Origin of the sequence: Nonomuraea monospora, assembly GCF_039531895.1 — a bacterium.
Taxonomy (GTDB): Bacteria; Actinomycetota; Actinomycetes; order Streptosporangiales; family Streptosporangiaceae; genus Nonomuraea; species Nonomuraea monospora.
In genome coordinates this window covers 1-22,663 of sequence record NZ_BAAAQX010000037.1, presented here as the reverse complement: position 1 = coordinate 22,663, position 22,663 = coordinate 1, and the positions used below count along the sequence as shown (strand labels likewise).

At 72.9% G+C, this 22,663-nt stretch carries 19 protein-coding genes; 11 read left to right on the top strand and 8 right to left on the bottom strand.

All coding sequences use genetic code 11. The features are described from left to right. The first annotated feature begins 240 nt into the window (after positions 1 to 240). Positions 241 to 627 (top strand): STAS domain-containing protein, encoded by a 387-nt coding sequence (locus tag ABD331_RS46605; protein WP_344490565.1) that lies wholly within the window; start codon positions 241 to 243, stop codon positions 625 to 627. 144 nt (positions 628 to 771) lie between these two features. After that, positions 772 to 1,320 carry a hypothetical protein gene (locus tag ABD331_RS46600; protein ID WP_344490562.1) on the top strand — a complete coding sequence of 183 codons (549 nt, stop codon included), beginning with the start codon at positions 772 to 774 and terminating at the stop codon, positions 1,318 to 1,320. A gap of 117 nt (positions 1,321 to 1,437) precedes the next feature. Here the strand turns inward: ABD331_RS46600 and ABD331_RS46595 are convergent, their stop codons facing one another. Continuing rightward, positions 1,438 to 1,743 carry a hypothetical protein gene (locus ABD331_RS46595; protein WP_344490559.1) on the bottom strand — a complete coding sequence of 102 codons (306 nt, stop codon included), beginning with the start codon at positions 1,741 to 1,743 and terminating at the stop codon, positions 1,438 to 1,440. A 113-nt stretch (positions 1,744 to 1,856) separates the two neighbouring features. On the opposite strand from ABD331_RS46595, the gene ABD331_RS46590 reads away from it, so the two are divergent. Genes ABD331_RS46590 through ABD331_RS46580 form a run of 3 tightly spaced genes read left to right on the top strand, consistent with a single transcriptional unit; the run spans position 1,857 to position 7,708 of the window. Next, complete coding sequence (locus tag ABD331_RS46590; RefSeq protein ID WP_344490556.1) at positions 1,857 to 2,234, top strand: YbaB/EbfC family nucleoid-associated protein; 378 nt, start codon at positions 1,857 to 1,859, stop codon at positions 2,232 to 2,234. Next, on the top strand, positions 2,235 to 7,223 hold the full coding sequence (locus tag ABD331_RS46585) for a hypothetical protein (RefSeq protein ID WP_344490553.1): 4,989 nt from the start codon (positions 2,235 to 2,237) through the stop codon (positions 7,221 to 7,223). Beyond that, the gene (locus ABD331_RS46580; protein WP_344490550.1) at positions 7,220 to 7,708 is read left to right on the top strand and encodes a hypothetical protein; all 489 of its coding nucleotides are present in this window, start codon (positions 7,220 to 7,222) and stop codon (positions 7,706 to 7,708) included. Before ABD331_RS46585 ends, ABD331_RS46580 begins: the two co-directional genes overlap by 4 nt. Before the next feature lie 4 nt (positions 7,709 to 7,712). On the opposite strand, the gene ABD331_RS46575 is transcribed toward ABD331_RS46580, so the two are convergent. Together ABD331_RS46575 and ABD331_RS46570 are read right to left on the bottom strand one after the other, a co-directional pair. Then, positions 7,713 to 8,711 carry a trypsin-like serine peptidase gene (locus tag ABD331_RS46575; RefSeq protein WP_344490547.1) on the bottom strand — a complete coding sequence of 333 codons (999 nt, stop codon included), beginning with the start codon at positions 8,709 to 8,711 and terminating at the stop codon, positions 7,713 to 7,715. A gap of 114 nt (positions 8,712 to 8,825) precedes the next feature. Next, positions 8,826 to 11,006 (bottom strand): SulP family inorganic anion transporter, encoded by a 2,181-nt coding sequence (locus ABD331_RS46570; RefSeq protein WP_344490544.1) that lies wholly within the window; start codon positions 11,004 to 11,006, stop codon positions 8,826 to 8,828. 148 nt (positions 11,007 to 11,154) lie between these two features. On the opposite strand from ABD331_RS46570, the gene ABD331_RS46565 reads away from it, so the two are divergent. Beyond that, positions 11,155 to 11,850: a poly-gamma-glutamate hydrolase family protein gene (locus ABD331_RS46565; RefSeq protein ID WP_344490539.1), complete on the top strand. Its 696-nt coding sequence runs from the start codon at positions 11,155 to 11,157 to the stop codon at positions 11,848 to 11,850. Here the strand turns inward: ABD331_RS46565 and ABD331_RS46560 are convergent. Then, complete coding sequence (locus ABD331_RS46560) at positions 11,847 to 12,575, bottom strand: hypothetical protein (protein WP_344490536.1); 729 nt, start codon at positions 12,573 to 12,575, stop codon at positions 11,847 to 11,849. The two genes, ABD331_RS46565 and ABD331_RS46560, sit on opposite strands and share 4 nt — an antisense overlap. Positions 12,576 to 12,690: 115 nt before the next feature. Between ABD331_RS46560 and ABD331_RS46555 the strand changes: the two genes are divergently transcribed. Next, a complete protein-coding gene (locus ABD331_RS46555) occupies positions 12,691 to 13,602 on the top strand; it encodes a CAP domain-containing protein (protein WP_344490533.1) in 912 nt (303 codons plus the stop codon). A gap of 11 nt (positions 13,603 to 13,613) precedes the next feature. Here the strand turns inward: ABD331_RS46555 and ABD331_RS46550 are convergent, their stop codons facing one another. Next, a complete protein-coding gene (locus ABD331_RS46550) occupies positions 13,614 to 14,420 on the bottom strand; it encodes a lysophospholipid acyltransferase family protein (protein WP_344490530.1) in 807 nt (268 codons plus the stop codon). Between the two features lie 214 nt (positions 14,421 to 14,634). On the opposite strand from ABD331_RS46550, the gene ABD331_RS46545 reads away from it, so the two are divergent. The 4 genes from ABD331_RS46545 (at position 14,635) to ABD331_RS46530 (ending at position 19,727) form a co-directional block, all read left to right on the top strand. Beyond that, positions 14,635 to 15,906 (top strand): NAD(P)/FAD-dependent oxidoreductase, encoded by a 1,272-nt coding sequence (locus ABD331_RS46545; protein ID WP_344490527.1) that lies wholly within the window; start codon positions 14,635 to 14,637, stop codon positions 15,904 to 15,906. Positions 15,907 to 15,991: 85 nt separating this feature from the next. Then, the gene (locus tag ABD331_RS46540) at positions 15,992 to 17,011 is read left to right on the top strand and encodes a hypothetical protein (RefSeq protein ID WP_344490524.1); all 1,020 of its coding nucleotides are present in this window, start codon (positions 15,992 to 15,994) and stop codon (positions 17,009 to 17,011) included. 81 nt (positions 17,012 to 17,092) lie between these two features. Further along, complete coding sequence (locus tag ABD331_RS46535) at positions 17,093 to 17,992, top strand: CHRD domain-containing protein (RefSeq protein WP_344490521.1); 900 nt, start codon at positions 17,093 to 17,095, stop codon at positions 17,990 to 17,992. Positions 17,993 to 18,083: 91 nt separating this feature from the next. Beyond that, positions 18,084 to 19,727, top strand: a complete 1,644-nt coding sequence (locus ABD331_RS46530) for a ThuA domain-containing protein (RefSeq protein WP_344490518.1) — start codon at positions 18,084 to 18,086, stop codon at positions 19,725 to 19,727. A gap of 4 nt (positions 19,728 to 19,731) precedes the next feature. On the opposite strand, the gene ABD331_RS46525 is transcribed toward ABD331_RS46530, so the two are convergent. From ABD331_RS46525 to ABD331_RS46515, 3 genes are all read right to left on the bottom strand, one after another. Beyond that, positions 19,732 to 21,036 (bottom strand): YncE family protein, encoded by a 1,305-nt coding sequence (locus tag ABD331_RS46525; RefSeq protein ID WP_344490515.1) that lies wholly within the window; start codon positions 21,034 to 21,036, stop codon positions 19,732 to 19,734. Positions 21,037 to 21,109: 73 nt separating this feature from the next. Further along, entirely contained in the window at positions 21,110 to 22,081 is a 972-nt protein-coding gene (locus ABD331_RS46520; RefSeq protein WP_344490512.1) for an Acg family FMN-binding oxidoreductase, read from the bottom strand. A 72-nt stretch (positions 22,082 to 22,153) separates the two neighbouring features. Then, a partial coding sequence (locus ABD331_RS46515; RefSeq protein WP_344490509.1) for a sensor histidine kinase occupies positions 22,154 to 22,663 on the bottom strand: 510 nt, incomplete at its 5' end.

Here is a 22,663-nt window from a genome sequence, read left to right as displayed (position 1 = left end):
TGCTCGGGGACCTCGCGGCTGGCGGGGGCGACGGTGCTCGCCGCCCCCGCGACTGGCGAGGGCGACGGTGCTCGACCGCCCCGCCAGCCGCGAGAACTTTCTGCGCGAAGCCGGGTGAGCTGGACATTTCTCGGCCCGAAGACCTCTTCAGGGGTAGCGGGCAGACCAGGTAGAGGGCATAGGCTGGCAGTGCCCCGACACGTGCCCGTCCCCCCTGGGCTCTGATGGAGGTCCGCTGCTGTGCCGTCGCTGACGTTCAGTTCCCAGTACCTGCCCGGCGTGACCGTCATCGCGGTGGCCGGGCGGGCGGACATCACCACCGCCTGCCTCCTGGACGACTACATCAGCCGCACCCGCCGCCACCCCGGCGACCACCTCGTGCTCGACCTGAGCGAAGTGCCCTACCTGGGCGAGTCGGCGCTGCACGTCCTGCTGCACGCCCACACCGTCGCCCGTCACCACGGCGCCGGCCTGCACCTCGCGTCGCTGCAGCGAGGGCCGGCGCACCTGCTGCACGCCACCGAGTCCGCGAGCGGGCTGAACGTGCACGACACCCTGGAGGCGGCCATCCGTGCCGCGCTCCGGGCGGCACAGCCCGTCCCGGTCAGCGGCCAGGCCGCCGGCTGAGGGCATTGGCCGGATTCGCCGTGGTCTGTGGCCGGGACGCGTCCTGAAACATGGGCCGTCCTTGGCCAAGTGCTGGGTGATCGGCCGTCTGCTACGCGATCCTTGGCAGAGAGAACGCTGAAGACCGAGTGCGATGGCGGATCCGTGGAACAGCTCGAATACCGAAAGCTCATCAGAGTGCTGGAGCAGGTCGCCACGGCTCGGCAGGGGGCGCTGTATCCGGTGCTCGCCGACTCCCTGGCCGTCCATCTCGGCTGGAAGGACGCGTTCGTGGCCGAGAATCCCGCGTACCTGACGCTGGACGGCGGCGGTGAGGAGCAGTACCGCACCATGTTCCGGGCGGACTTCGTGGAGGAGTACGCCGAGCGTTGGCGCCTGAACAATCCGTTCGCGTCGCGTGAGGGGGTCGCCTGTCTTACTCGTCACGGGGTGGCGACCCTGGGGCAGCTTCGGCTGCGGGCGACCGGTCCTGAGCGGGACTTCGCGGACACGTTCCTGCGCCGCAACGGCATCGACGACATGCTGAAGATCGTCGTCAGGTCGCCTGCCACGGGTGCGGTCAGCACGCTGGGGGTGCCGTTCGACGGTGCGCGGCGCGCCATCGAGCCTGGTGATCGGCTGATGGCTGCCACGCTGGGGCCGTTGCTCAGCCCGTACTTCGACGCGGCTCTCGCGCCACCCGGCCCGCAGTAGGACGGCGCCTGCGCGCGGTGGTCTCAGGCGACCGTCCGGTACGCCTGCGCGCGGTCGCAGGTCCCCGCCCGGTACGCCATCGTCCCCGTCAAGACCCCCTGGCGAGCAGGGGGCGTGTCAGGTTTGCATCGTCGAGGCGTCGTCGCCGGCGTTGTAGGTGCGCAGCGCGCGCAGCAGCCGGGTCTCCTGCCGGCCGAGCGCGGCGGCCAGCAGGTTCAGCCCGGCCCCGATGTTGCCGAGCTGCGTCCCGCGCGCCTGCCAGTAGGCGCGGCCGTAGTCGTCGTCGCCCAGGGCCGTGCGGGCCACGCTCGCCGACGTCTCGAACCGGGTGTCGGCGCCGGACACGAGACCGGACACGTCGCTCGCCCCGCGCGCCAACCGGCGCAACTCGCTCTTGCTGTAGACGATTCCGTCGAACTCCACGAGTCGGCAGCGTATCCGTCATCGTCCACCAAGGTGGATCTGCCGGACATACGTGAGAGAAGATGAGACGCAAGAGGCCGTTGAGGCCGAAGTGGCTGACGTGGGGACGGCGAATGGCGTCGGATGAGCAGTGGCGGCTGCTGGAGCAGCTCGTCCAGGAGGTCGACCAGCAGACCGAGCAGCTCAGACAGATGCAGGAGAGGATGCGGGAGCTGTCGGCGACGGCCACGTCCAAGGACGGCATGGTGACCGTCACCGTCGGCCCCCGCGGTGAGGTGCGGACGATCGACCTCGATCCGCGGGTCTACCGCAAGCTGACGCCGTCGGAGCTGTCCGACACGATCGTGGCACAGATCAGGGACGCCACCCGGCAGGTCTCCGGCGAGATGAAGGAGCTGATGGAGCCCTTCGTCCCGGACCTGCCCTTCGAGGACCTGTTCGGGGAGAAGACGAGCTTCGAGTCCTTCCTCCCCCGGCCCGGAACGTCCTAGATGCCGCTCGACCTCAGCCTGGTGCCCGAGGTGGTCCGGCCGATCGCGCAACCGTTGACGGGCGGGGCGCTGCCCGCGGCCGACGTCGGCGGGATCATCGCCGAGGCGCGGACCATGGAGGAACTGGCCGACGCCCTGGCCGAGATCAAGGCCGACGACGCGGGCGCGATCATGCGGCAGCTACGCGACGGGCTCTGGAAGGGGGTCGCCAAGGAGACGTTCGAGCAGGTCTTCGCCGCGCTCAGCGGACACGACGGGCCCGGCTCCCCCGAAGCGCTGCTCGACCTGCTGGAACAGGCGCTCCGGGACGAGGCGCGGTCGTTGCGCGAGCACGGCGTGCGGATGCAGCACACCGAATGGATGATCTACGCGTCGCTGGCGCTGCTCGGGGCGATGATCATCAGGCTGCTGGTGTGGATCTACGTGAACGGTCCCGCCGTGCTCGGGATGATCCAGCACAACACGCTGCTGACCAAGGTGAGCATCCAGACGCTGAAACGGCTCGTCCTGATCAACATGCTGAAGTTCGGCGGCATCGTGAGCGGCCTGGACCTCGGCGTGCAGATCGCTCAGCAGTTCTGGGGAGATCGCGAGGCGGGCGACTTCGACTACGCGTCGCTGGCCATGTCGGCGGGCAGCGGGGCGCTGACCGGCGCGCTGTTCGCCGGCGCGAACGCGGGGCTGTCGCGGCTGCTGAGCCGGGAGATGGTGTACGTCGCCTCCAAGGCCGAGCTGGCGGTACGCGACAAGTTCGTGGCGATCGGGCAGAGCATGTACGGGCAGGCGCTGCTGGGCGGGGTGACGGGGACCGCGGGGGCGGTTCCGGGACTGGCGCTCAGCGGGCAGCTCGATGCCGCGCATCTGGGGTACACGTTCATTTCGGGGGTTGCGGGGGGCTTGGATGTGCCGGCTTCGGCCAGGGTGAGCTACAGCCCGATGCAGGCCGTCGCCTCGCTGGGCGGGCGGTCCGGTGATGGGGCCGCCGCCGGGGACGGCTCGTCTTCTGTACGGCACAGTGTCACGGCCCTCGCACAGCATGGGTCGCAGGGGCAAGATTTGCAGCATGCGCAGGCCGGGCAGGCTGAGCAGCGCTCGCAGAGCGCTCAGGCTGGGCAGGACGGGCAGGGCACGCAGGCTGGGCAGGACGGGCAGGACGGGCAGGGCACACAGGCTGGGCAGGACACACAGGCCGGGCAGGCCACGCACGCCGGACGGCACGCGCAGGCCACGCAGCACGCAGAAGCTGGGCAGGCCGGGCGGCATGCGCAGGCGGCGCAGCACGCACAGGCCACGCAAGCCGGGCAGCACGCGCCGGTTGAGCGTCAGGGTGGGGTCGGCCCGGTGGGTGACCGTTCGTCGTCGCCGCCGGCCGAAGCGCGGGGTGGCGTGCTTCCGGCGCATCGGGGCGAGACGATCGTGGGTGAGGTCGTCCGGCGTCACGACACGTTGCTGCCCGCTGGACCGGCGCACGCGGCGGACGAATCAGCCGGGCGGGGCGGAGTCGTCGCCGAGCGGGGGCCGGTGGGTGAGGTCGCGCCGGTGCGTACTGACGCCGCGCCTCCCGGGGAGCTGTCCCGGGGCTCGGCGCTGCCCGCCACGGTCCCGGCCGTCAACGCGGTCCACCACGTCGTGGAGAGCGACGCGCAGGACACGGCCGAGTGGGATACGGCCGAGCGGGATACAGCCGAGCGGGGCACAGCCGAGCGGGGCACAGCCGAGCGGGGCACAGCCGAGCGGAACACGGCCGAGCGAGACACAGCCCAGCGGGACACCGCCGAGCGGAAGACACCCGAGCGGGACACGTCCGAGCGGAACACGGCCGAGCGAGACACAGCCGAGGGGGAGGCGGCCCAGCGGGAGGCGGTGAGGGATGCTGGGGGTGGGGTCTTACGACCGGCGCCGCACGTGCAGGCGGAAGGCGGCACCCAGCCGGTGGCGGACCAGCACACGTCCACGGCCTCCCGGACGTCTGCCGACCGGACGGAGCTGCCCGGGAATCGGACAGAGCTGCCCTCGACCCACGCCGTGGCCCCGGCCGCCCGCACGGCCCCAGGTGACCGTCAGGCCGACGGGCACACCCCCATCGCGGATCCCCGGCCGCGTAACTTCGCCGAGGCCGCGGCGATGGTCCACCGCTGGACGCCCGGCGACGGCGCGTCCGGCCGCGACGGTGCGTCGACCCGCATCGAAAGGCTGCTCAACGGCCAGAACACGAACAGCCGGCCATCGGACGGCACCGCACCGAACGGTCACCCGCCGGACGGCCACCCGCCGGATGGCCGCCCATCGGACCGCCGCCCATCGGACGGCCGCCCATCGGACGGCCACCCATCGGACGGCCACCCATCGGACGGCCACCCATCGGACGGCCACCCATCGGACGGCACCGCACCAATCGGCCGCGCGTCGGACGGCGACCCACCGGGCAACGGCCGACAGGACGGCGGGCTGCTGGACGAGCAGCTTCTGGAGCACGGCCGGTACATCATGCGGAACCTCCCCGTCCAGAACGAGAGCGACGCCACCGCCGCAGCCCTGGCCGTACTGAGCACGAGCCTGCGCGCCGAGAACCCCAGAAGAGCCATCGACGACCTGTCGACGCGCCTCTTCGGCGGTCGTGGCGACATCGACGCCCTGGTGGAGCTCCACCACGAGGCAGAACGCCAGGGCATGGCACCAGGGGCCGCACGCGGCGACGCCGAGGTGGCCGAGGTGCTGAACAGGACCATGGAGCAGGACCGTCACCGGTGGCTCGGCTACCTGCACCGCTCCCTGCTGCCCACCACGACCGTCGAGGACACCCGCGCGGCCGGGATCATCGTGGAGGCGATGGGGCCGCTGGTCACGCCGAGCACGGTGAGCGCGTTCACCCGGCCCATGATGGAGACCGCGGGTGTGCAGACGGTCCGGCAGTTGTTCCCGTTCGTGCGGGCGGCGCACGAGCGGGGGCTGCTGCCGCCGGCGTCGGCCGGGGAGCGCGCCTTCCAGGAGGCCATGCGGGGGTTCAAGCTGAACGACCCGCGGTTGTGGAACGGCTTGCTGGTGGCCGAGAACTACGCCCTGGCCGGCCTCGGCGACGACGGCGTCCGGCTGCTCTCGGCGCTGAACGACGTCGTCAGGCACCCGGAGACGGGCATGGGGCGGCGGGTCGTGCTGCCGCTGGAGCGCCTGGCCGGGGAGGTCGGTCAGGCGGGCTCGGTCGAGCAGCTCATCCGCCTGGCCGGGGACGCGCGGGCGCACGGCGCCGATCCGGCGCACGCGCCCGGCGTCCGGGAACTCGTCGATTCGCTGACCGCGCATCGGTCGCGGGACCCGTACCTGTGGGACGGGCTGCGGCTGGCGACCGAGTACGGCGTCCCTCGGGTGGCCGACGCCGAGGCGCGTGCGCTGGCCCGGCTCTCGGAGTTGACCGCCGCGCAGCCGCCGTCCCGGATCTGGGTGTTCGACCCGCTGCGCCGCCTGGCCGACGAGGCGGGGCTCGGCCATTCGGTGGAGGGGCTGGCCCGGCGGGCGGCCGAAGCCGGGCAGAACGGCCTCGACCTCTTCGGCCCGGTCGACCGGCGGCAGGTACTGGACACGCTACGACCACCCCGCCTCGCGGCCGAACCCCCCGGCGCGCTGCGACCGCCCGGACTCGCGGAAGAACGCCCCGGCGCGCTGCGACCGCCCGGACTCGCAGGCGAAGCCCCCGGCGAGGGCGGAAGCAGGGCGGCGAGCCGCTGGGGAAGCGCCGAGAGCCTGCATGATCTGCCCGCCTCGACCGTACGGAAGGCCAGGGAGGCGGCGAGCGGCCACCACGCGCACGCCGAGCAGGAACATCACCGCAACCAGTCGCGGCTGCGCCGCGCCTCGGCGGACGCCTTCGGCACGGACCCGCGGATCATCGCGGAGCGGCGCTGGGTCGCCTCGCTGGAGGCCCGCGAGCGGTCGTGGCAGCGCTGGCCGGAAACCCCGGAGGTGTCGTTCACCCGCGACTTCGAGGCATACATCAGGGCCTACGACCAGGCGGTGGCGCGCGGCCTGCGGGGCGAGGCGGTGATCCCCTACCTGTACGAGAACGCCACCGCGGGCCTGGGCGCCCGCGACGGCGGGCGCGGCTTCGGCCTGGAGATCGAGTACGACACGCCGCCCGGCGCCACGGACGACCTCGCGCTGGCCATCCCCCGCGCCCTGTACGAGGCGGGCCTGACGATCGACGCCACCGCGCACGCGTACCACACCACGAAGGACAGGGGCTACCGTTCGGGCCCTCCCGGCGGGCGCGGGCTGTGGCTGCTGGAGAATGACAGCACGGTTCTGGGCGAGCTGGTCTCGCCCATCCTGTACGACGAGCCGGAGACGTGGGCGAACCTCCGCCTGGCCTGCGAGATCATCCGCGCGCACGGCGGCGTCGCCACGGTCAGGACCGGCGGGCACATCCACGTGAGCACGCACGACTACCACCACATCGTGGCGAACTACGCGAGTGTGCTGGACTACGCGGACCGGCACACCGACACGCTCTACCGGCTGGGGCACAACCCGGAGCGCGAGGGTCATCGCGGGCAGAAGTGGTGCCGCCCGTACGCGCCGCCGTCCGCGGGCTACACCTCGATCGGGCAGGTGCGCGACCTGCACACGCGCGACGCGGCGGTGAACACGTTCGGCGTGGCGGGCAAGCCGACGGACCACATCGAGTTCCGCATGTGGGACGGCTCGCTCGATCCCGCCGTCATCCAGGCGCAGGTGAAGGTGTCGCTCGCGCTGGTCGAGGCCGCGTTCCGCAACGCGATCCTGGACCTGCCGCCGAACGACGGCCGGCACGACGCGCTGGGCGCCCACGCCGGGCTGCGCGACCTCGGCTCGGTGGCGGACACCTCGCGGGAGGGCAGCCTGTCCTTCCGGCGGCTGATGGACGAGCTGTTCTGGCGGGCCGCCGACAAGGAGCAGCTCACCGCCCTGTACGCGATCACCCGCTGGGCCGACGCCCGGGAGGAGGCACAGCCATGACCGTGATCGTCCGTAACGCCCCTGACGCCGGACCGCCGGGGCGGCCGTACCGCTACGAGATGATCCACGCGGACGGCACGCTGCGGGGCTACGCCGACGAGCCGGCCGACCTGGTCGGCATGCTGGTGCCCGGCTACCTGGCGCTGACCGCTGACGGCGACCGGGCGCGGGCGCGGCTCGGCCTGGCCCTGGACGTCCAGGTCAGGCTGCAGGCCCGGCTCGCGGCCGGACGGCTCGGCGGGTGCGGCGAGGCGGAGCGCGCCGTGCTGCTCGGCCCCCGGCACGAGCCGCCGGCCCCGGCCCGATGGACGGCCCCGGTCCCGCTCGTCCTGGTCGCGTCGTTCTACGCGCCCGGCGGAGCGCTGCCGAGGCCGTCCGGCCCGGCCGAGCTTCAGGTGTGGCTCGACCCGGCCGACGACTGGACCCTGCTGACCAGCCTGCACACCGCCGGCGTGGTCACCGTGGGCGCCCGCGACACGGCCTGACCGGCTACGCGATCTTGCCGCTCCAGCGGTGGGCGGCGTACCGGTAGACCTCGGCGGCGGCCCCGTCGAAGTACGCCGACACGCTGGCGTCGTACGAGCCGTCCCCGTCGGTGTCGGACACGCCCATCGTGACGCCGTTCAGATACCCGGTCCGGGTGTCGGCCGCGTACCGCGTCAGCCAGGAGGACCCGAGCCAGCCCGCACCGGCGTGGGAGGAGCCGACGCCGACGGGCCGGTCCTCGCGGGGGCCCGCCAGCAGCATCGCGAACGGCGATCCGGCCGTCCGCGCGAGGCTGTCGCCGCCGGGGTAGCCGAACAGGTCGGCGGCGGGCGCGAGCGGCTGGTTGAAGGTCAGCCCCTGGCCGCCGACGTTGTCGCCCAGCCTTCCGACGCTGGTCAGCGCGTCCGCGCCGGACAGGGCGACGCCGTCGTGCACGACGGCGAAGCCGTAGTCGCGGTCCCGGTCGCGCAGGTCGTCGAAGTCGTAGTGGCCGATGCCCTCCTTGCCGACGTACAGGCCGTGCGGGGCCTCGCCCCCGGCGTAGCCGGGCACGAACACCCACTTGCCGAGCGCGCCCATGGGGGCTTCGACGTCGAGCACGCAGTGGCCGGCCGTCGCGACGAGGTTGCGGTACGCGGTCTGCACGGACGTGCCGGTGCACCAGTGGGGCCGCAGGTCGCTGCCGATGAAGAACACCTTGCCCAGGGTGGCGGGCGCGTCCCCGGCGGGCTGGGCGACGCCCTCCACCGGCGGGATCGTGTACGCGGGGCCGGTGGGGGCGACGTCCGTGGCCAGGCGCTCCCCCGCCAGTTCGGTCTGCACGTCGTACGGCGTCGCGTTGCGCAGATTGGCGGCGCCGTCGGCCAGCCAGAACCTGGCGACCTCCTGGGCGGCGGCCGTCGTGTACGCCAGCCGGACGTTCACCACGCTCACGGCCTGGGCCGGGGCGGTTGGGGCCAGCACGCTCAGGCCGATGCCTAACGCGATCAGGGCACGCCTCAAGTCGATCTCCTGTCCTCGGGGAAACAGCAAGATCATAACCTGAGACCAGCGAGTTTTAGATAACATGTTCGATACGCGGAGCGGGGCCGCCGACGCGCCCCCGCTCCGCGCCGGTCATCGCTGCGTCGGCTCCGGCGGGACGGGCATCACGGGCGGCACCACGTCCACCTGCGCCGCCCCGATGTCGAAGTACAGCCCGACCAGCTTCAGCCGCCCGGCCGCGACCTGCTCCTCAACCCGGGGATAGGTCCGCAGGTTCTCCAGTTGCTGCTGCACGTTCTGCCGGCAGAGCAGTTCGAGCGCGTCGCCGGGCCGCTCGCCGCCGAGCCGGGACAGGCTCGGGTCGCCGTGCTGCAGCCAGCGCCGCAGCTGGGGCAGGTCCGCCGTGGTGGCGGGGCCGCTGAGCAGCGCGGCCATCGCGCCGCAGCCGGAGTGGCCGCAGACGGTGATGGTGTGCACGTTCAGCACGCGGGTCGCGTACTCGACGGCGGCGGCCACCGAGTCGTCGCCCGGCAGCGAACCGGCGCGCGGCACCAGGTTGCCGATGTTGCGGACGGTGAACAGGTCGCCGGGACCACTGGACGTGATCAGGCTGGGCATGATCCGGGAGTCCGCGCAGGTGATGAACAGGTGGGTGGGCTGCTGCCCGGCGGCCAGTTCGGTGAGGATGGGCCGGACGAGCGGCGCGGTGCGCCGGTGGAACTCCTCGGCGCCCTGGGTGAGCCGGCACTCGACGGTCGTGGCCGAGTCGGGCCGGCGGTGCGTCCACGGCAGCCACCAGCGGCCGGACGGCTTGGGCGGGCTCTTGGCGGGGAACATGCGGGCGCCGCCGGCGGCGAGGGTGTACCACTCGTCGTGCAGCTCGTCGATGGTGACGGTGCCGCCGAGGCGTTCGTGGTCGAGCCGCCAGTTGTGCAGCGCGTCGAAGGCGGCGTTGTCCATGAAGTCGATGTTCAGGTCGAGGTCGACGACGGTGCCCGCCGGGATGGTGCGCAGCTCCTGGGTCAGGCGGGGCACGCCGAGGAAGGTGAGCGAGCCGGAGACGGTGGCGTGCAGCCGGCCGTTCGGCTCCTCGCGCTTGTCGACGGTGATGCGGGTCAGCCGCCGCAACGCCATCAGCGCGGCCAGGGCGAGCCCGGCCAGCACGCCCTCGGCCAGCCCGACCAGGATCACGCCACCCATGGTGACGACGTAGACGGGGATCTCGTTGTGTCCGTGCACCTTGCGCACGTGGCCGAGGCTGATCGTCCTGATGCCGATGAAGACGAGCAGGGCCGCCAGCGCCTCCATCGGGATGAATTGGATCGTTCCACCGAGACAGAGCGCGAAGATCAGCACCCAGACGCCGTGCAGGACGGCCGACCAGTGGCTGCGGGCGCCGGCCCGGACGTTGGTGGTGCTGCGCACGATCACGCCCGCCACGGGGAGCCCGCCGAGCAGGCCGCTGGCCACGTTGGCCAGGCCCTGACCGGACAGCTCGCGGTCGAGGTCGGCGCGGCGGCCGGTGTGCTGGCCGTCGATGGCCACGCAGCACAGCAGCGACTCCGCCCCGGCCAGCAGCGCGATCAGCAACATCCCGCCGACCACGTCGTGCCAGTCGCCGCGCGGCAGCTCCGGCGGCGCCCACGCGGTGATCGCGCCGGTCAGGTCGATGCGGGTGACGTTCCAGCCGAAGACCCAGGCGGTGCCTGCGGCCACGAGCAGCGCGGCCAGCGGGGCCGGGATCGCCCGGATGTGCTGCGGGAGCCGTCCCCAGACGAGCATGACCGTGACGGTGAGCACGCCGACCATGACCTTGTGGCCGTGCATGTCGAGGATCTGGCCGGGGAGCTGGGTCAGGTTGGCCAGCGCGGAGTGCTGCGGGCTGCCGCCCAGGACCACGTGGAGCTGGGCGAGCGCGATGATGATGCCGACGCCGGCCAGCATGCCGTGCACGACGGCGGGCGAGACGGCCAGCGCCGCCCGGGCCACTCTGAACACGCCGAGCAGCACCTGGACGGCGCCCGCGAGGATCGTGATGACGCACGTGGCGCGCCAGCCGTAGGTGTGCACCAGGCCCGCGACCACCACGGTCAGGCTGGCCGTCGGCCCGCTCACCACGACGGCCGAGCCGCCCAGCAGGCCGACGACGATGCCGCCCACGGCGGCGGCGATCAGGCCCGCCGCCAGCGGCGCCCCGGCGGCCATGGCGATGCCCAGCGACAGGGGCACCGCGATGAGGAACACCACCAGTGACGCCGGGAGGTCGTATCTGAGAGTTTGCAGGAAGCTACTCTCGGTAGTCGATTTACTCATGCGGCACACCTTAGAGCGCGGAACCACGAACGTTCAGACATGCCGCCATCCGGCTCCGTGGCGGCCGGGGATTTGCGCCGGTCCGCGCGGCGCACGGCGGGAACCGCTAGGCTCGGCGCCGGGGCCCGCATCGACAAGGAGTCGCCTCATGCCGGCCTTTCTCACCCGCGTCGTCACCGCCGCCCTGGCGGTGGGCGTCGCCGCCGTCCCGGCCCCCGCGCTGGCGGACGTCTACGCGGACTACGCCGACCTGGCCGCCCACGAGGTCGAGGGCGTCGACTACCGGGTCGTCCACCGGCTCCCGGCGGGCGCCGGGGTGTCACATATCGCCATCCACGGCGGCGCGATCGAGGCGGGGACGTCCCAGCTCGCCGGGCACGCGGCCGGCCAGGGGAACTACGCGTTCTATGCCTTCGAGGGCGTCAAGCCCACCGGGAACAGCGCCCTGCACCTCACCTCCACCCACTTCGACGAGCCGCGCGCGCTCGCCGTGCAGTCGGCCGTGTCCGCCACCGTCTCCTGGCACGGGGCCTCCGGCGCCACGCCGGCCACCTACGTCGGCGGGCGCGACGAGGAGCTGATCGAGAGGGTCGGCGCGGCGCTGGAGGAGGCGGGGTTCGCGGTCGCCGCGGCCGTGCCGCCCGAGCTGGCCGGCACCAGCCCGCGCAACATCGCCAACCGCAACCTGCGCGGCATGGGCGTGCAACTGGAGGTCAGCGAGGGGCAGCGCCGGCGCTTCTTCGAGCAGGGCAGGCTGAGCCGGGCGTGGATCGAAGACCCGGCCCACTGGACGGCCGACTTCCACGCCTACGTCGCCGCCGTGCGGGACGCGCTGTCCGGCTAGGCGACCTTGGACGAGGTCGCCGTCCACGTGTTGCAGGCACCCGGCTTGCCCGCCTTGTACCCCTTGTCCAGCCAGTACAGGCGGTTCGCGGTCTTGCCCTGGAACCTGTTCGGCCAGAACTCCGGCACCTTGACGACCGGCTTCCAGTCCTTCACCTGACGTCCCAGCGCCTTGGCGGACACGCCGGTGAAGCAGCCGATCTGCAGGTAGTAGCGGCGGTTGTGCTCGTCCATGACCGACTCGGACGCGTCGTTCTCCAGCGCCCACCACGCCTTGCCGATGCCGGTCTGGCCGGTCACCACCCCGCCCCACGTCCGCGTGATGGCGGTGAACACGGCCACGTCGCTCTTGGCCTTGATCCAGTCGCCGGCCAGCCGGACGCGGATGTCCGTGGCACAGATCTCGGAGAAGGACTCGGAGACGGTCATGCCGGTGGAGCAGGACTCCTTGTCGTCGGCGTCCTTGAAGACCACCTTGACCGGGACGAAGCCCTTGATGGCCGGCTTCCACGCCTTGTTGAGGCAGCCGACCAGCTTGGTGACGTACTTCTTGGTGGAGGCGCTGCTGGTGCCCTTGGTCAGCTTGCAGGCGACCTTGGGCAGCTTGGCCGCCTTGTAGAGGGCGTTGTGGGTCAGCTCGGGGGCGCCCTTGATCGGCTCGGCGAGCGCGGGAGCGCCGAGAAGGGCCAGCCCCAGGGCGGTCCCGACGGATAAACGGATGATCATAAGGCGGAATCCTACGGGGCCGCGACAGTCCCTGATGACATGAACGATGGGCGAAATGTCCGCTTTCATGGTTAGATGCGGGACGTCCAGCGTGTCACGCCCGTGGAGGAAGCCCATGCGAAAACCCCTTGGGGCACTCGCCGCCGTGCTCAGCCTGGCCGCCTGCGGCCCGTCGCCCGCCGAGTTGCAGGCCGGCCGCACCGTGTCGGCACCTGCCGAAGAACCGTCCCAGACCCCGCCCCAGACCCCGGCCGCGACCCCGACTGCGACGCCCGAGCCGGACGACTGCCGCGTCAGCGTGGCCGCCCCGGCCATCACCGCGCGGACGATCCAGACCTCGGCCGTCCGCCGCGAGTGCACGCGCCCGGCGCTGCTGCGCGTCCGGATCAAGCGCGCCGTGCCCGGCGAGGACCCGGTCGTCAAGAGCGGCGCGGTCAGACAGGACCGCATCACGCTGAAGATGCCCTGCAAGGCGGGCACCTACTACGCGGTGGCCACCGACTACCGCAGCCGCGCCGCCACGTCCAAGGCCGTGCGGCTGACCTGCCCCGTCCCCAAGCCGACCGCCACCCCCAGTGCCAGCCCCACCCGCGTGCCCAGCCCCGCCGCCACGGCGAAGAAGACGACCGTGTCGTCGGTCGGCTCGGCGCTGGAGAACGAGGTCGTCCGGCTGACCAACGCCGAGCGGGCCAAGGGCGGCTGCCGCGCGCTGACGCACGACGCGAAGCTGCGCAGGGCGGCGTTCGGGCACTCGGCCGACATGGCGGAGAACGACTACTTCGACCACGACTCCCAGGACGGGCGCGACATGATGGACCGCATCCGCGCGACCGGCTTCGGCGGCTCTGCGTGGGCGGAGAACATCGCGATGGGCCAGCGGTCGGCCGCCGCCGTCGTCCGGGACTGGATGAACAGCGACGGTCACCGTCAGAACATCATGAACTGCACCTACACCCACATCGGCGTGGGCGCGGCCAAGGACGGCAAGGGGCAGATCTACTGGACGCAGGACTTCGGCGCCCGCTGAGGCTCACCCGGTCACGCGAGGGCGGCGCGCACCTGGCTCTCGGCGCTTCTGGCCAGCAGGGCGCGCACCTGCTGCGGCCGTCCCGCCGGGACCGGCCCCAGCGGGGCGGACACGCGCACCTCGGCGCGCAGGTGGCGGGTGGCGACCACGCGCAGGAGTGAGGCGGTGATGGGGTCGTCGCAGGCCCAGCTTCCCCGCGTGGACGGGAGGTCGCCCTCGTGGTAGCGCAGCGCGGCGGCCCGGATCACGGCGTCCGCGTCGATCGCGGCCTGGAAGACGGCGGGCCGGAAGGCGCCGGTCCTGACGCCGCGCGAGGCTGCGCCTTCGGGGAAGGCGATCACGGTGTCGCCGTCCCGCAGCGCCCGCGCGACGGCGCGGACGGCCGCCCGCGCGTCCTCCCCGTCGATGAACAGGGTGCCGCCGGCCGCCGCCAGCGCTCCGACGATCGGCCGTCTGCGCAACTCCCGTCCGGCCAGGGGGCGGGCGGGCACGGTCGCCGCCAGCACCAGCGGGTCGAGCCAGGAGACGTGGTTGGCCACGATCAGCGCGCCGGCGCTCGTCCCGCCGCTCGCCCCGCCGCCCTGGTCGATGATGAGCCGCACGGTGACCCCGATCGCGCGCAGGAGCAGCCTGGCCTCGTTCTTGACGAGGCGGGTCCGCCACGTCGCGGGCGCCAGGCACAGAACGGGATACAGCGGCAGGGCCGCGACCAGCACCACCGCCACGGCGCACAACCGGGCCGTGCGCCGCAACGGTCCGGCGGCGGCCACCGCGGGGGGCAGGCAGGCGGTCGGGGTGCGGGTGGCGGGATCGGGCATGGCATCCTCCAGATCGGCGACGCGACTACTCAGCGTGGTAGCGATGGAGATCTTGAGCGAGCATAATCGCAGGTAGCAAGGGCTTTGCCAAAGCTTTACTTACGAGACTGTCACTTAAAGTTACCGGATTGGCAAGCTGAGCGTGCCGCCAGGAAGCCGCGCGCGGCACCCGGGAAAGGACACTCCACGTGAGCGACTGGGTAGGTCCCGCTGCATGAACACCGATCGGGGAACACGCGAGGCCGTCATCATCGCCGGAGCCGGGATGGCGGGGCTCGCCTGCGCCGTCCGGCTGCACGAGGCCGGCGTGCCGGTGCGCGTGCTGGAGGCCTCCGACGACGTCGGCGGCCGGGTGCGCACCGACGTCATCGGCGGCTTCCGGCTGGACCGCGGCTACCAGGTGTTCAACACCGCCTACCCCGAGGCCCGCCGTCTCCTCGACCTCGGCGCGCTCGACCTGCGACCCCTCGCCTCGGGGCTGCTCGTGCAGGGCCGCACCGCCCGCGCCAGGGTGATGCTGCCGTGGCGGCACCCCCGGCACGCGCTCAGCGGGCCGCTGTCCGGCGCCGGCACGCTCGCCGACCACGCCGTGCTGGCCGCCCTCACCGCACGCGACCTGCTGCTGCCCGGTTCCTGGCTGCGCGGCGGACGCGAACGGCGCACCGACGACGAGCTGCGCTCCTGGGGCATGTCCGAGAAGATGATCGACTGCCTGATCCGTCCCTTCCTCGCGGGGGTGCTGCTCGAACGCGACCTGGAGACCTCCAGCCGGATGTTCCACCTGTTCTGGCGGTCGTTCGCGCGCGGCACCATCGGCGTGCCCGCGCTCGGCATGGGGCGCATCCCGCGCCTGCTCGCCGACCGGCTGCCGCCCGGCGCCGTCACGCTCGGCGCCCGGGTGAGCGAGGTCACGGCCGGCGGCGCGCGGCTCGCGGACGGCACCGTGATCGAGGGCCGCGCCACGGTGGTCGCCGCCGACCCCGTGTCGGCCGGCGAGCTGCTGAGCGAGATCGAGGTGCCGCCGATGCGCGCGGTGACCACCTTCTACCACGCCGCGCCCCGCTCCCCCGTGCGCGAGCCGATCCAGATCATCGACGCCACCGGGGCCGTCACCGACACCCTGGTGCTCACCGACGCCGCCCCCGAGTACTCCGGTGACGGGCGGGCGCTGGTGTCCACGTCCGTGCTGGGCCTGGACACCGACGAGCGGCCGGTCCGGCGGCGCCTGGGCGAGATCTACGGGGACACCTCCGGCTGGGAGCACCTGGCCACGTACCCGATCCCGGCCGCGCTGCCCGCGATGCCGCCGCCGTACCCGCTGCGCCGGCCGGTGCGGCTGCGCGCCGGTCTGTACGTGTGCGGCGACCACCGCGACACCGGGTCCCTCCAAGGGGCGATGGTGTCGGGGCGGCGCGCGGCCCAGGCCGTCCTCGCCGACCTCCGGGCCGCCCTCAGGCGGACGACCCGCTCCTCCGCTCACCGCTGACCTCGTAGTCGCCGAACGCGCGGCGCTGAGGATCCTCAGGGCCGCGCGTTTGCCGAACGCGCGTTCAGCCGGTTCGATGACCTGCGTGCCCCGCTCGTTCCCCTCACTCGCCCGGACGCTCGCGATCATCGGCCTGCTCGCGCTGACCGGCTGCACCCTCCCGGCCGGTCCGCCGCCGATGCCGCCCACCGGCGTCTACGACCACGACACGGCGGGCGAGAACTCCCGGGCCGAACCCGCCCCTGGTAGTGGCACGTCCGGCGCCCTGACCCGGCCACTGACGGCGGCGGGCTGGTTCTGCGCGCAGGCCAGGAGCAACGCGGACGGCCGCGCCCTGTGGTGCCGGATCGGCCGCCGCGACGCGTCGGACACGGTCAGCGCGCAGGCCGCGCACTTCCTGCTCGACAGCCGCGACCGGCTCGCCTGGGCCTGGTTCCCGCCCGCCGACCAGGACGCCGCCGGCCACGTCACCGCGGCCGCCACGTCGGCGCTCGGCACGATCTGGACCGGCGCCCCTGAGCGCATCCGGCAGGAGATCGACGACCACACGCGGGAGACGCACGAGATCCCCTCGGCCGTCGCGTGGCGGGACGAGCACGCGGACTACCACTTCTCCGACCTCGACGGCCTGATCGTCACCGCCGGTGACGCCGCCGTACGGCGCTGGCCGTCCGGCGGCGAGCACTACGCCACCACCATGAGCTCCGCCGTGCGGGACCTCCTGGCGGGCGGCTACGACTGCCACTATCCGCCGCAGACGAACTGCAACCGCGTGCAGTCCAACGGCTACTTCGAGGTCACGCTCCGCGAGGACCAGATCATCACGGCCCGGTTCGGCATCGGCAGCCTGATCGAGGCGGGGCGGCAACGGCATCCGCTGAGCCAGGAGTTCCCGCACGGGCTCACCTTCCTGACGGACGCGGTGCGCGGGCCCGTCACCGAACGCCTCGAACAGTCGCGCCGCGAGGGGACGAGCTTCGCGGGCATCGTGGCCGGCACCGTCGTGATCATCGACGCGGATCGCGGAGCCGTGGACGGCGACGACCTGGTCGCCTACCTCCGTGTCCAGATCGGAGCGCCGCTGGCGGCCACCCTGCCGCTGTGACGGCCGCTGTGACGGTTGAACCTTGCTCAGGACGCCGCCCGTACCTCTCAGGAGCAAGCAACCCCTTGAGAAGGGCCGACCATGACCAAGCGCACCCTCGCTCTTCCCGGTCTGGCCGTCGCCACGGCCATGATCGCCACCTCCGTCACCCCGGCCGCCGCGCAGTCGAGCACCCCCGTCTACCTGGCCGCCTCCCTCACGGGCGCCAACGAGGTCCCCGCCCAGGGCACGAAGGTCGGTGACACCGACGGGAACGCGCTCGCCGTGTTCCGCATCCACGGGGAGCGCGTGGACTACGCGGTGCGGTGGCACAAGGTGAAGGCGCCCAGCGGGTTCCACATCCACCGGGGCGCGGCGGGCGAGAACGGCGACGTCAGGATCCCGTTCTTCGCCACGGCGCTGCCCGCCCAGCTCCACGCCGTCAAGGGCACGGTCTTCGTCAAGGACCGCGCCCTGCTCGGCCGCATCCTGGCCAACCCGCAGAACTGGTACGCCAACCTGCACAACGCCGAGTTCGGCGGCGGCGCCGTACGGGCCCAGCTCCACCGCGTCCGGCCGGTGTCGATGGAGTCGGTGCTGGCGCACGGCTTCGGCCGCACGCTGACGGCCCAGGCCGACGGGCGCCAGGAGATCCCGGCGCCGGGCACGAAGGTCGGCGACGGCAACGGGCGGGCCGCCTGGCTGGTGCAGCCGGAGGGGCGGCGGGTGTGGTTCGCCGCCGCCTGGAAGAAGATCAGCGCCCCGACGGCCGCGCACATCCACCGCGCGCCCAAGGGCAAGAACGGGCCCGTGGTGGTGCCGTTCTTCGAGGCCAAGGGCGGGCTGCCGGCCAGCGTCAACGGGCTGGCGGGCAGCTCCACGACGTCGGCGGCCGTGTCGCGGCGCATCTGGAAGAACCCCAGGAACTGGTACGCCAACCTGCACAACGCCAAGTTCCCGGGCGGGGCGGTGCGGGGGCAGCTCTACCGAGGGGACTGGTGACCAGCCCACACCTGTCGCGCCGCGTCTTGACGTTCCGCGTCCCAGGGGTGACGGTCGAGGGCGAGTCCCACCGATCAGCGGGTAGGCGGCGATGTTGCACAGACTCCTTGCTCTCACGCTGGTCGCGGCCACCCTGACCGCGACCCCGGCGGAGCCGGCGTACGACGTGCTGGTCTTCTCCAAGACCGCCGGTTTCCGCCACGACGCGATCCCCGCGGGCATCGAGGCGATCCGCGACCTCGGCGCGGCCGACGACTTCTCGGTCACGGCCACCGAGGACGCGAACGCCTTCGCGAGCCTGTCCGGCTACGAGGCCGTGGTCTTCCTGAACACCACCGGCGACGTGCTCGACGACGCCCAGCAGACGGCCTTCCAGCAGTACGTGGACGGTGGCGGCGGCTACGTGGGCGTGCATGCGGCGGCCGACACCGAGTACGACTGGCCGTACTACGGGAAGCTCGTGGGCGCGTACTTCAGGAACCATCCGGCCATCCAGCAGGCCACCGTCCGCACGGAAGACCGGGCGCATCCCGCGACCGCGCATCTCGGCCCCACGTGGACGCGTACCGACGAGTGGTACAACTACCGCACCAACCCCCGCGCGTCCGTACATGTCCTGCAATCTCTGGACGAGAGCAGTTACAGCGGCGGCGACATGGGCGGCGACCACCCCATCACCTGGTGCCACCCGCAGGAGCGGGGCCGCGCCTTCTACACCGGGCTCGGCCACACCATCGAGTCCTACGCCGACCCGGCGTTCCGCGACGTGCTGCTGGGCGGCATCCGGTACGCGGCCGGGACGGTCAAGGCCGACTGCCGTCCGGAGAACGGCTACAGCTCGCTCTACGACGGCGACACCACCGGCTGGTCGCAGGCGGGCCCCGGCGGGTTCGCGAACGCGGACGCCACCCTGACCTCGCAGGGCGGGCTCGGCCTGTTGTGGTACTCGGCGGAGGAGTTCGGCTCGTACTCGCTGAAGCTGGACTGGCGGGTGACCGGCGACAGCAACTCGGGCGTGTTCGCAGGCTTCCCCGCGTCGGACGATCCGTGGTCGGCGGTGAACAACGGGTACGAGGTGCAGATCGACGCCACCGACGCCCCGGACCGCACGACCGGCTCGATCTACGGGTTCCAGGCCGCCGACCTGGCCGCCCGCGACGCCGCGCTGAACCCGCCCGGCTCGTGGAACACCTACGAGCTGCTGGTGGAGGGCGAACGGCTGCGCGTCTACCTGAACGGCGTGCTGATCAACGACTTCACCAACACCGACCCCCGCCGTTCGCTGCGCCAGGGGCACGTCGGCATCCAGAACCACGGGGACGCCGACCAGGTCGCCTTCCGCGACATCCGCGTCAAACGCCTGGAGATCACCGTGGAGGGCGAGGCGTGCACGGCGGGCGACGGGGTGCGGGTGGTGCGGCGCGGCTCCGCGAGCGGCGGCAAGGTGCTCGGCCGGATCGACGACGGCGACTGGGCGGGCTACGGGCGCGTCTCCGTGGCGGGCGCGACGGGCTTCTCGGCGCACGTGTCCGCCAGAGGTGGCGGTGCGATCCAGGTGCGGGCGGGCACGCCCGCCGGGCCGCTGCTCGGCACGGCCGTCGTGCCCGCCGCGAAGGGACGGGGCGAGCGCGTCACCGCCACGCTGGCCACCGGCTCGGCCTCCGGCCCCGTGCACCTGGTGTTCGAGGGCGGCGGGTTCGACCTGGACTCCTTCACCCTGCGGTACGCCCGCTGACCGCTCACCGGACGCGCCGCACCCGGATGCCGTGGGCGTCGGCGCGTTCGGTGCCGCCCGCGTCGACGTTCGTGATCGGGATCAGGCCGCGCACCTGCCCGGAGCGGCCGTCGTCGGTCATCCGCACGATGAGCATGCCGGGATCGTGGCCGTGGGAGGAGTGCGGGTCGCCGGACAGCGGGTTGGGCCCGCGCGTGGAGGCGAACGCCCATGCGTGGTCGGGTGAGGACGCGAACAGGTCGACGGTCGGGTCGGCGCTGTACGGGGAGGTGAGCGGCACCGTGTTGACCCGGGTGCCGGTGCGGCCGTCGAAGACCTCCACCACGTTGGCGTCGCGGTCGCCGACCCAGACGTGGCGTTCGCGGGCGCTGACGGCGGTGCCGTGGGCGTCGCGTTCCGGGGTGTCGTCGTCGAAGAGCCGCTCGACGGCGGGCGTGTTGGGCGGGTTGGCGGCCGAGTAGCCGCCGCGCGGCATCCGGAAGACGCTGAACTGGTCGAGGTTGGCCGGGGTGCCGCCGCCGCCGTCGCCGTAGACGGAGCCCTTGGCCTCGACGAAGCCGCAGCCGTTGGCGGGCACGTGCGTGGCGTCGTACTCGCCGGCGATCGCCATCGGGGTGGCGCGCCAGTCGACGACGAACATGCCGCCGCCGCGCAGGCTGACGAAGACGGGGCCGTTGTCGGAGGCGATGAACGGGCAGATGGGCGCGTTGTCGGGGCGCACGGCGGGGGCCTGGCAGGGCGCGCCGGACGGCGTGGTGCAGCCGGCCAGGTCGAGCGTCGCGGCGGGCTCCTGGGTGAAGGTGCCGGTGGCGTAGTCGGTGCGGACGCGCTCCAGCTTCTTGCCGTTCTGGTTGGCGATGACGAGGTAGCGGTCGTCGCCGGTGGGCCACAGGGCGTGCGCCTGGCGGGCGCCGCCGGCTCCGGTCTCGGTCTCGACGCAGGTGAGGGGGCGGCGGGTGGCGGCGTCGAAGATGACGACGTGGCCGCTGGCGACGAAGGCGAGCGCCGCGTGCGTCCCGGCCTGGTTGAACACGATCATGTGCGGCCTGACCGGGTTCCTGCCGGTGGCGGACAGGCACAGGGCGGACGTGGCGCCCGCCAGGTCGATCACGCCGGTCGGGCGCGCGGCGGACAACCTTCTGGTGACGTCGCCGCCGTCGTAGACGTGGATGTAGCCGCCGTACGCGAGGCCGTTGCTGTCGGACTGGTCGACCAGCCAGATCTCGTACGCGTCACGGCCGGGGGCGGCCGAGGCGGCTCCCAGGGTGAGCGTCATCAGGAGTGCGGCGATCACGGCACGCCACTTCACGGCGCCTCCCAGGGGCGTCTCGAGCACCGATGGTCGCCTGCAGTGTCTCCGCGATCTCGCGCCCCGGCAAGGGTCACTCCACGAGGTCGGTCAGGGGGCGGCGGACCGCGCCCTTGTCGTCGAAGGTGACGCCCAACCTCATGATCATCTGCGGGTGCTCGCCCGAGCAGAGCTCGTGGCGCAGGAACTCGCGCAGCAGGTCCATCTCCAGCGCCTGCGTGTGGAAGGCGGCGCTGACGCCGTGCGCGGCGGCGCTCAGCAGCACGCGCTGCAGCGCCTGCCCGCAGGCCAGCCACTCCTCGCGGCCGTCGCCCCCGGTGGTGAGCAGGGCAGGCACACCGAGCGAGGCGCCCTCGGCCTCCTCGCCGCCCCAGTCGTGACGCCAGGAGTAGTCGCGCTGCGGGAAGTGCGGCTCGGTGCGCGCGGCGGTGCGCGGGTAGGCGTCGGCGGGCACGCCGTCCTTGCGGCTGCTGCCCGGCGGACGCGCCCAGCGGATCACCTCCAGGCTCCAGCGCCGGTCCGCCGCCTGCACGGCCTGGGCGGCGCGGGTGAGCGCGGCGAGCACGTCCACCGCGCCGGGCGCGAGGACGGGGGTGAGCCTCGCGCCCTCGTCCGCCGCCGCGGCGGCCAGCCGGTCGAGGAGCTTGCCGGGCACGGGCAGGCCGGTGAAGCCCGCGCGGTGGGTACGGCGGCGCTCGATGTGCTCGCCGAGCAGGCGGGTCGCCTCGTCGGGCGGCGTCGCCGGGCCCGGCCTGACGGTGGCGAGCAGCGACGGGCGGTCGGGGTCGGGCAGGACGCGGACGACGGGTTCGAAGCCGTGGCAGCGCAGCGCCGTACGCAACGTGAACAGTGCGGCGCCGCAACTGATCAGCAGCTCGCGCCCGGACGCGTCACCGACCCTGAGCTTCCTGCCGGTGTCGGCGCGCAGGCCGATCTCCTCTTCCGACACCGAGAACGTCCACGGCTGGGTGTTGTGCACGGACGGCGCCCAGCGGGCGGCCTCCACGGCGGCGTCCAGTGCGGCCTTCACCGAACGATCGATCATGACCTCGTCCCTTCACCTCGCTGTTCGCCCAGCGCATCACGGCTCGGGCGGCCAGGATCAGGGCCGAAGGTCCTACAGGGAAGGGCCGGTGGGCCCCAGGGGGACTTCCCAGCACAGGCGGGTGCCGCCCCCGCCGGGCGCCTCCAGGCGGGCGGCGCCGCCGAGCCGCTGGGCGCGCTCCTCGATGTTGCGCAGGCCGCTGCGCCGCCCGGCCTCCCCGACGCCGGTGCCGTCGTCGCTCACCACCAGCGCGAGCCGGTCGCGGCCCACCTCGACGGACACCTCCGCCCGCCGGGCGTGGGAGTGCCGCACCACGTTGGACAGCGCCTCGCGCAGCACGGCCAGCAGGTGCTCGGCGACCGGCTCCGGCACCACGGTGTCGAGCTGACCTTCCATGTGCAGCCCCGGCATGAACCCGAGGTGGCCACCCGCCCCCTCGACCAGCTCCACGATCCGGCCCCGCAGCCCCGGCGCGACCTCGCCCACCGGCCCCTGCAACGCGAAGATCGACGAGCGGATCTGCCGGATCGTCCCGTCCAGCTCGTCGATCGCGTGCTGCAGCCGCTTCGACGCCTCCGGGTG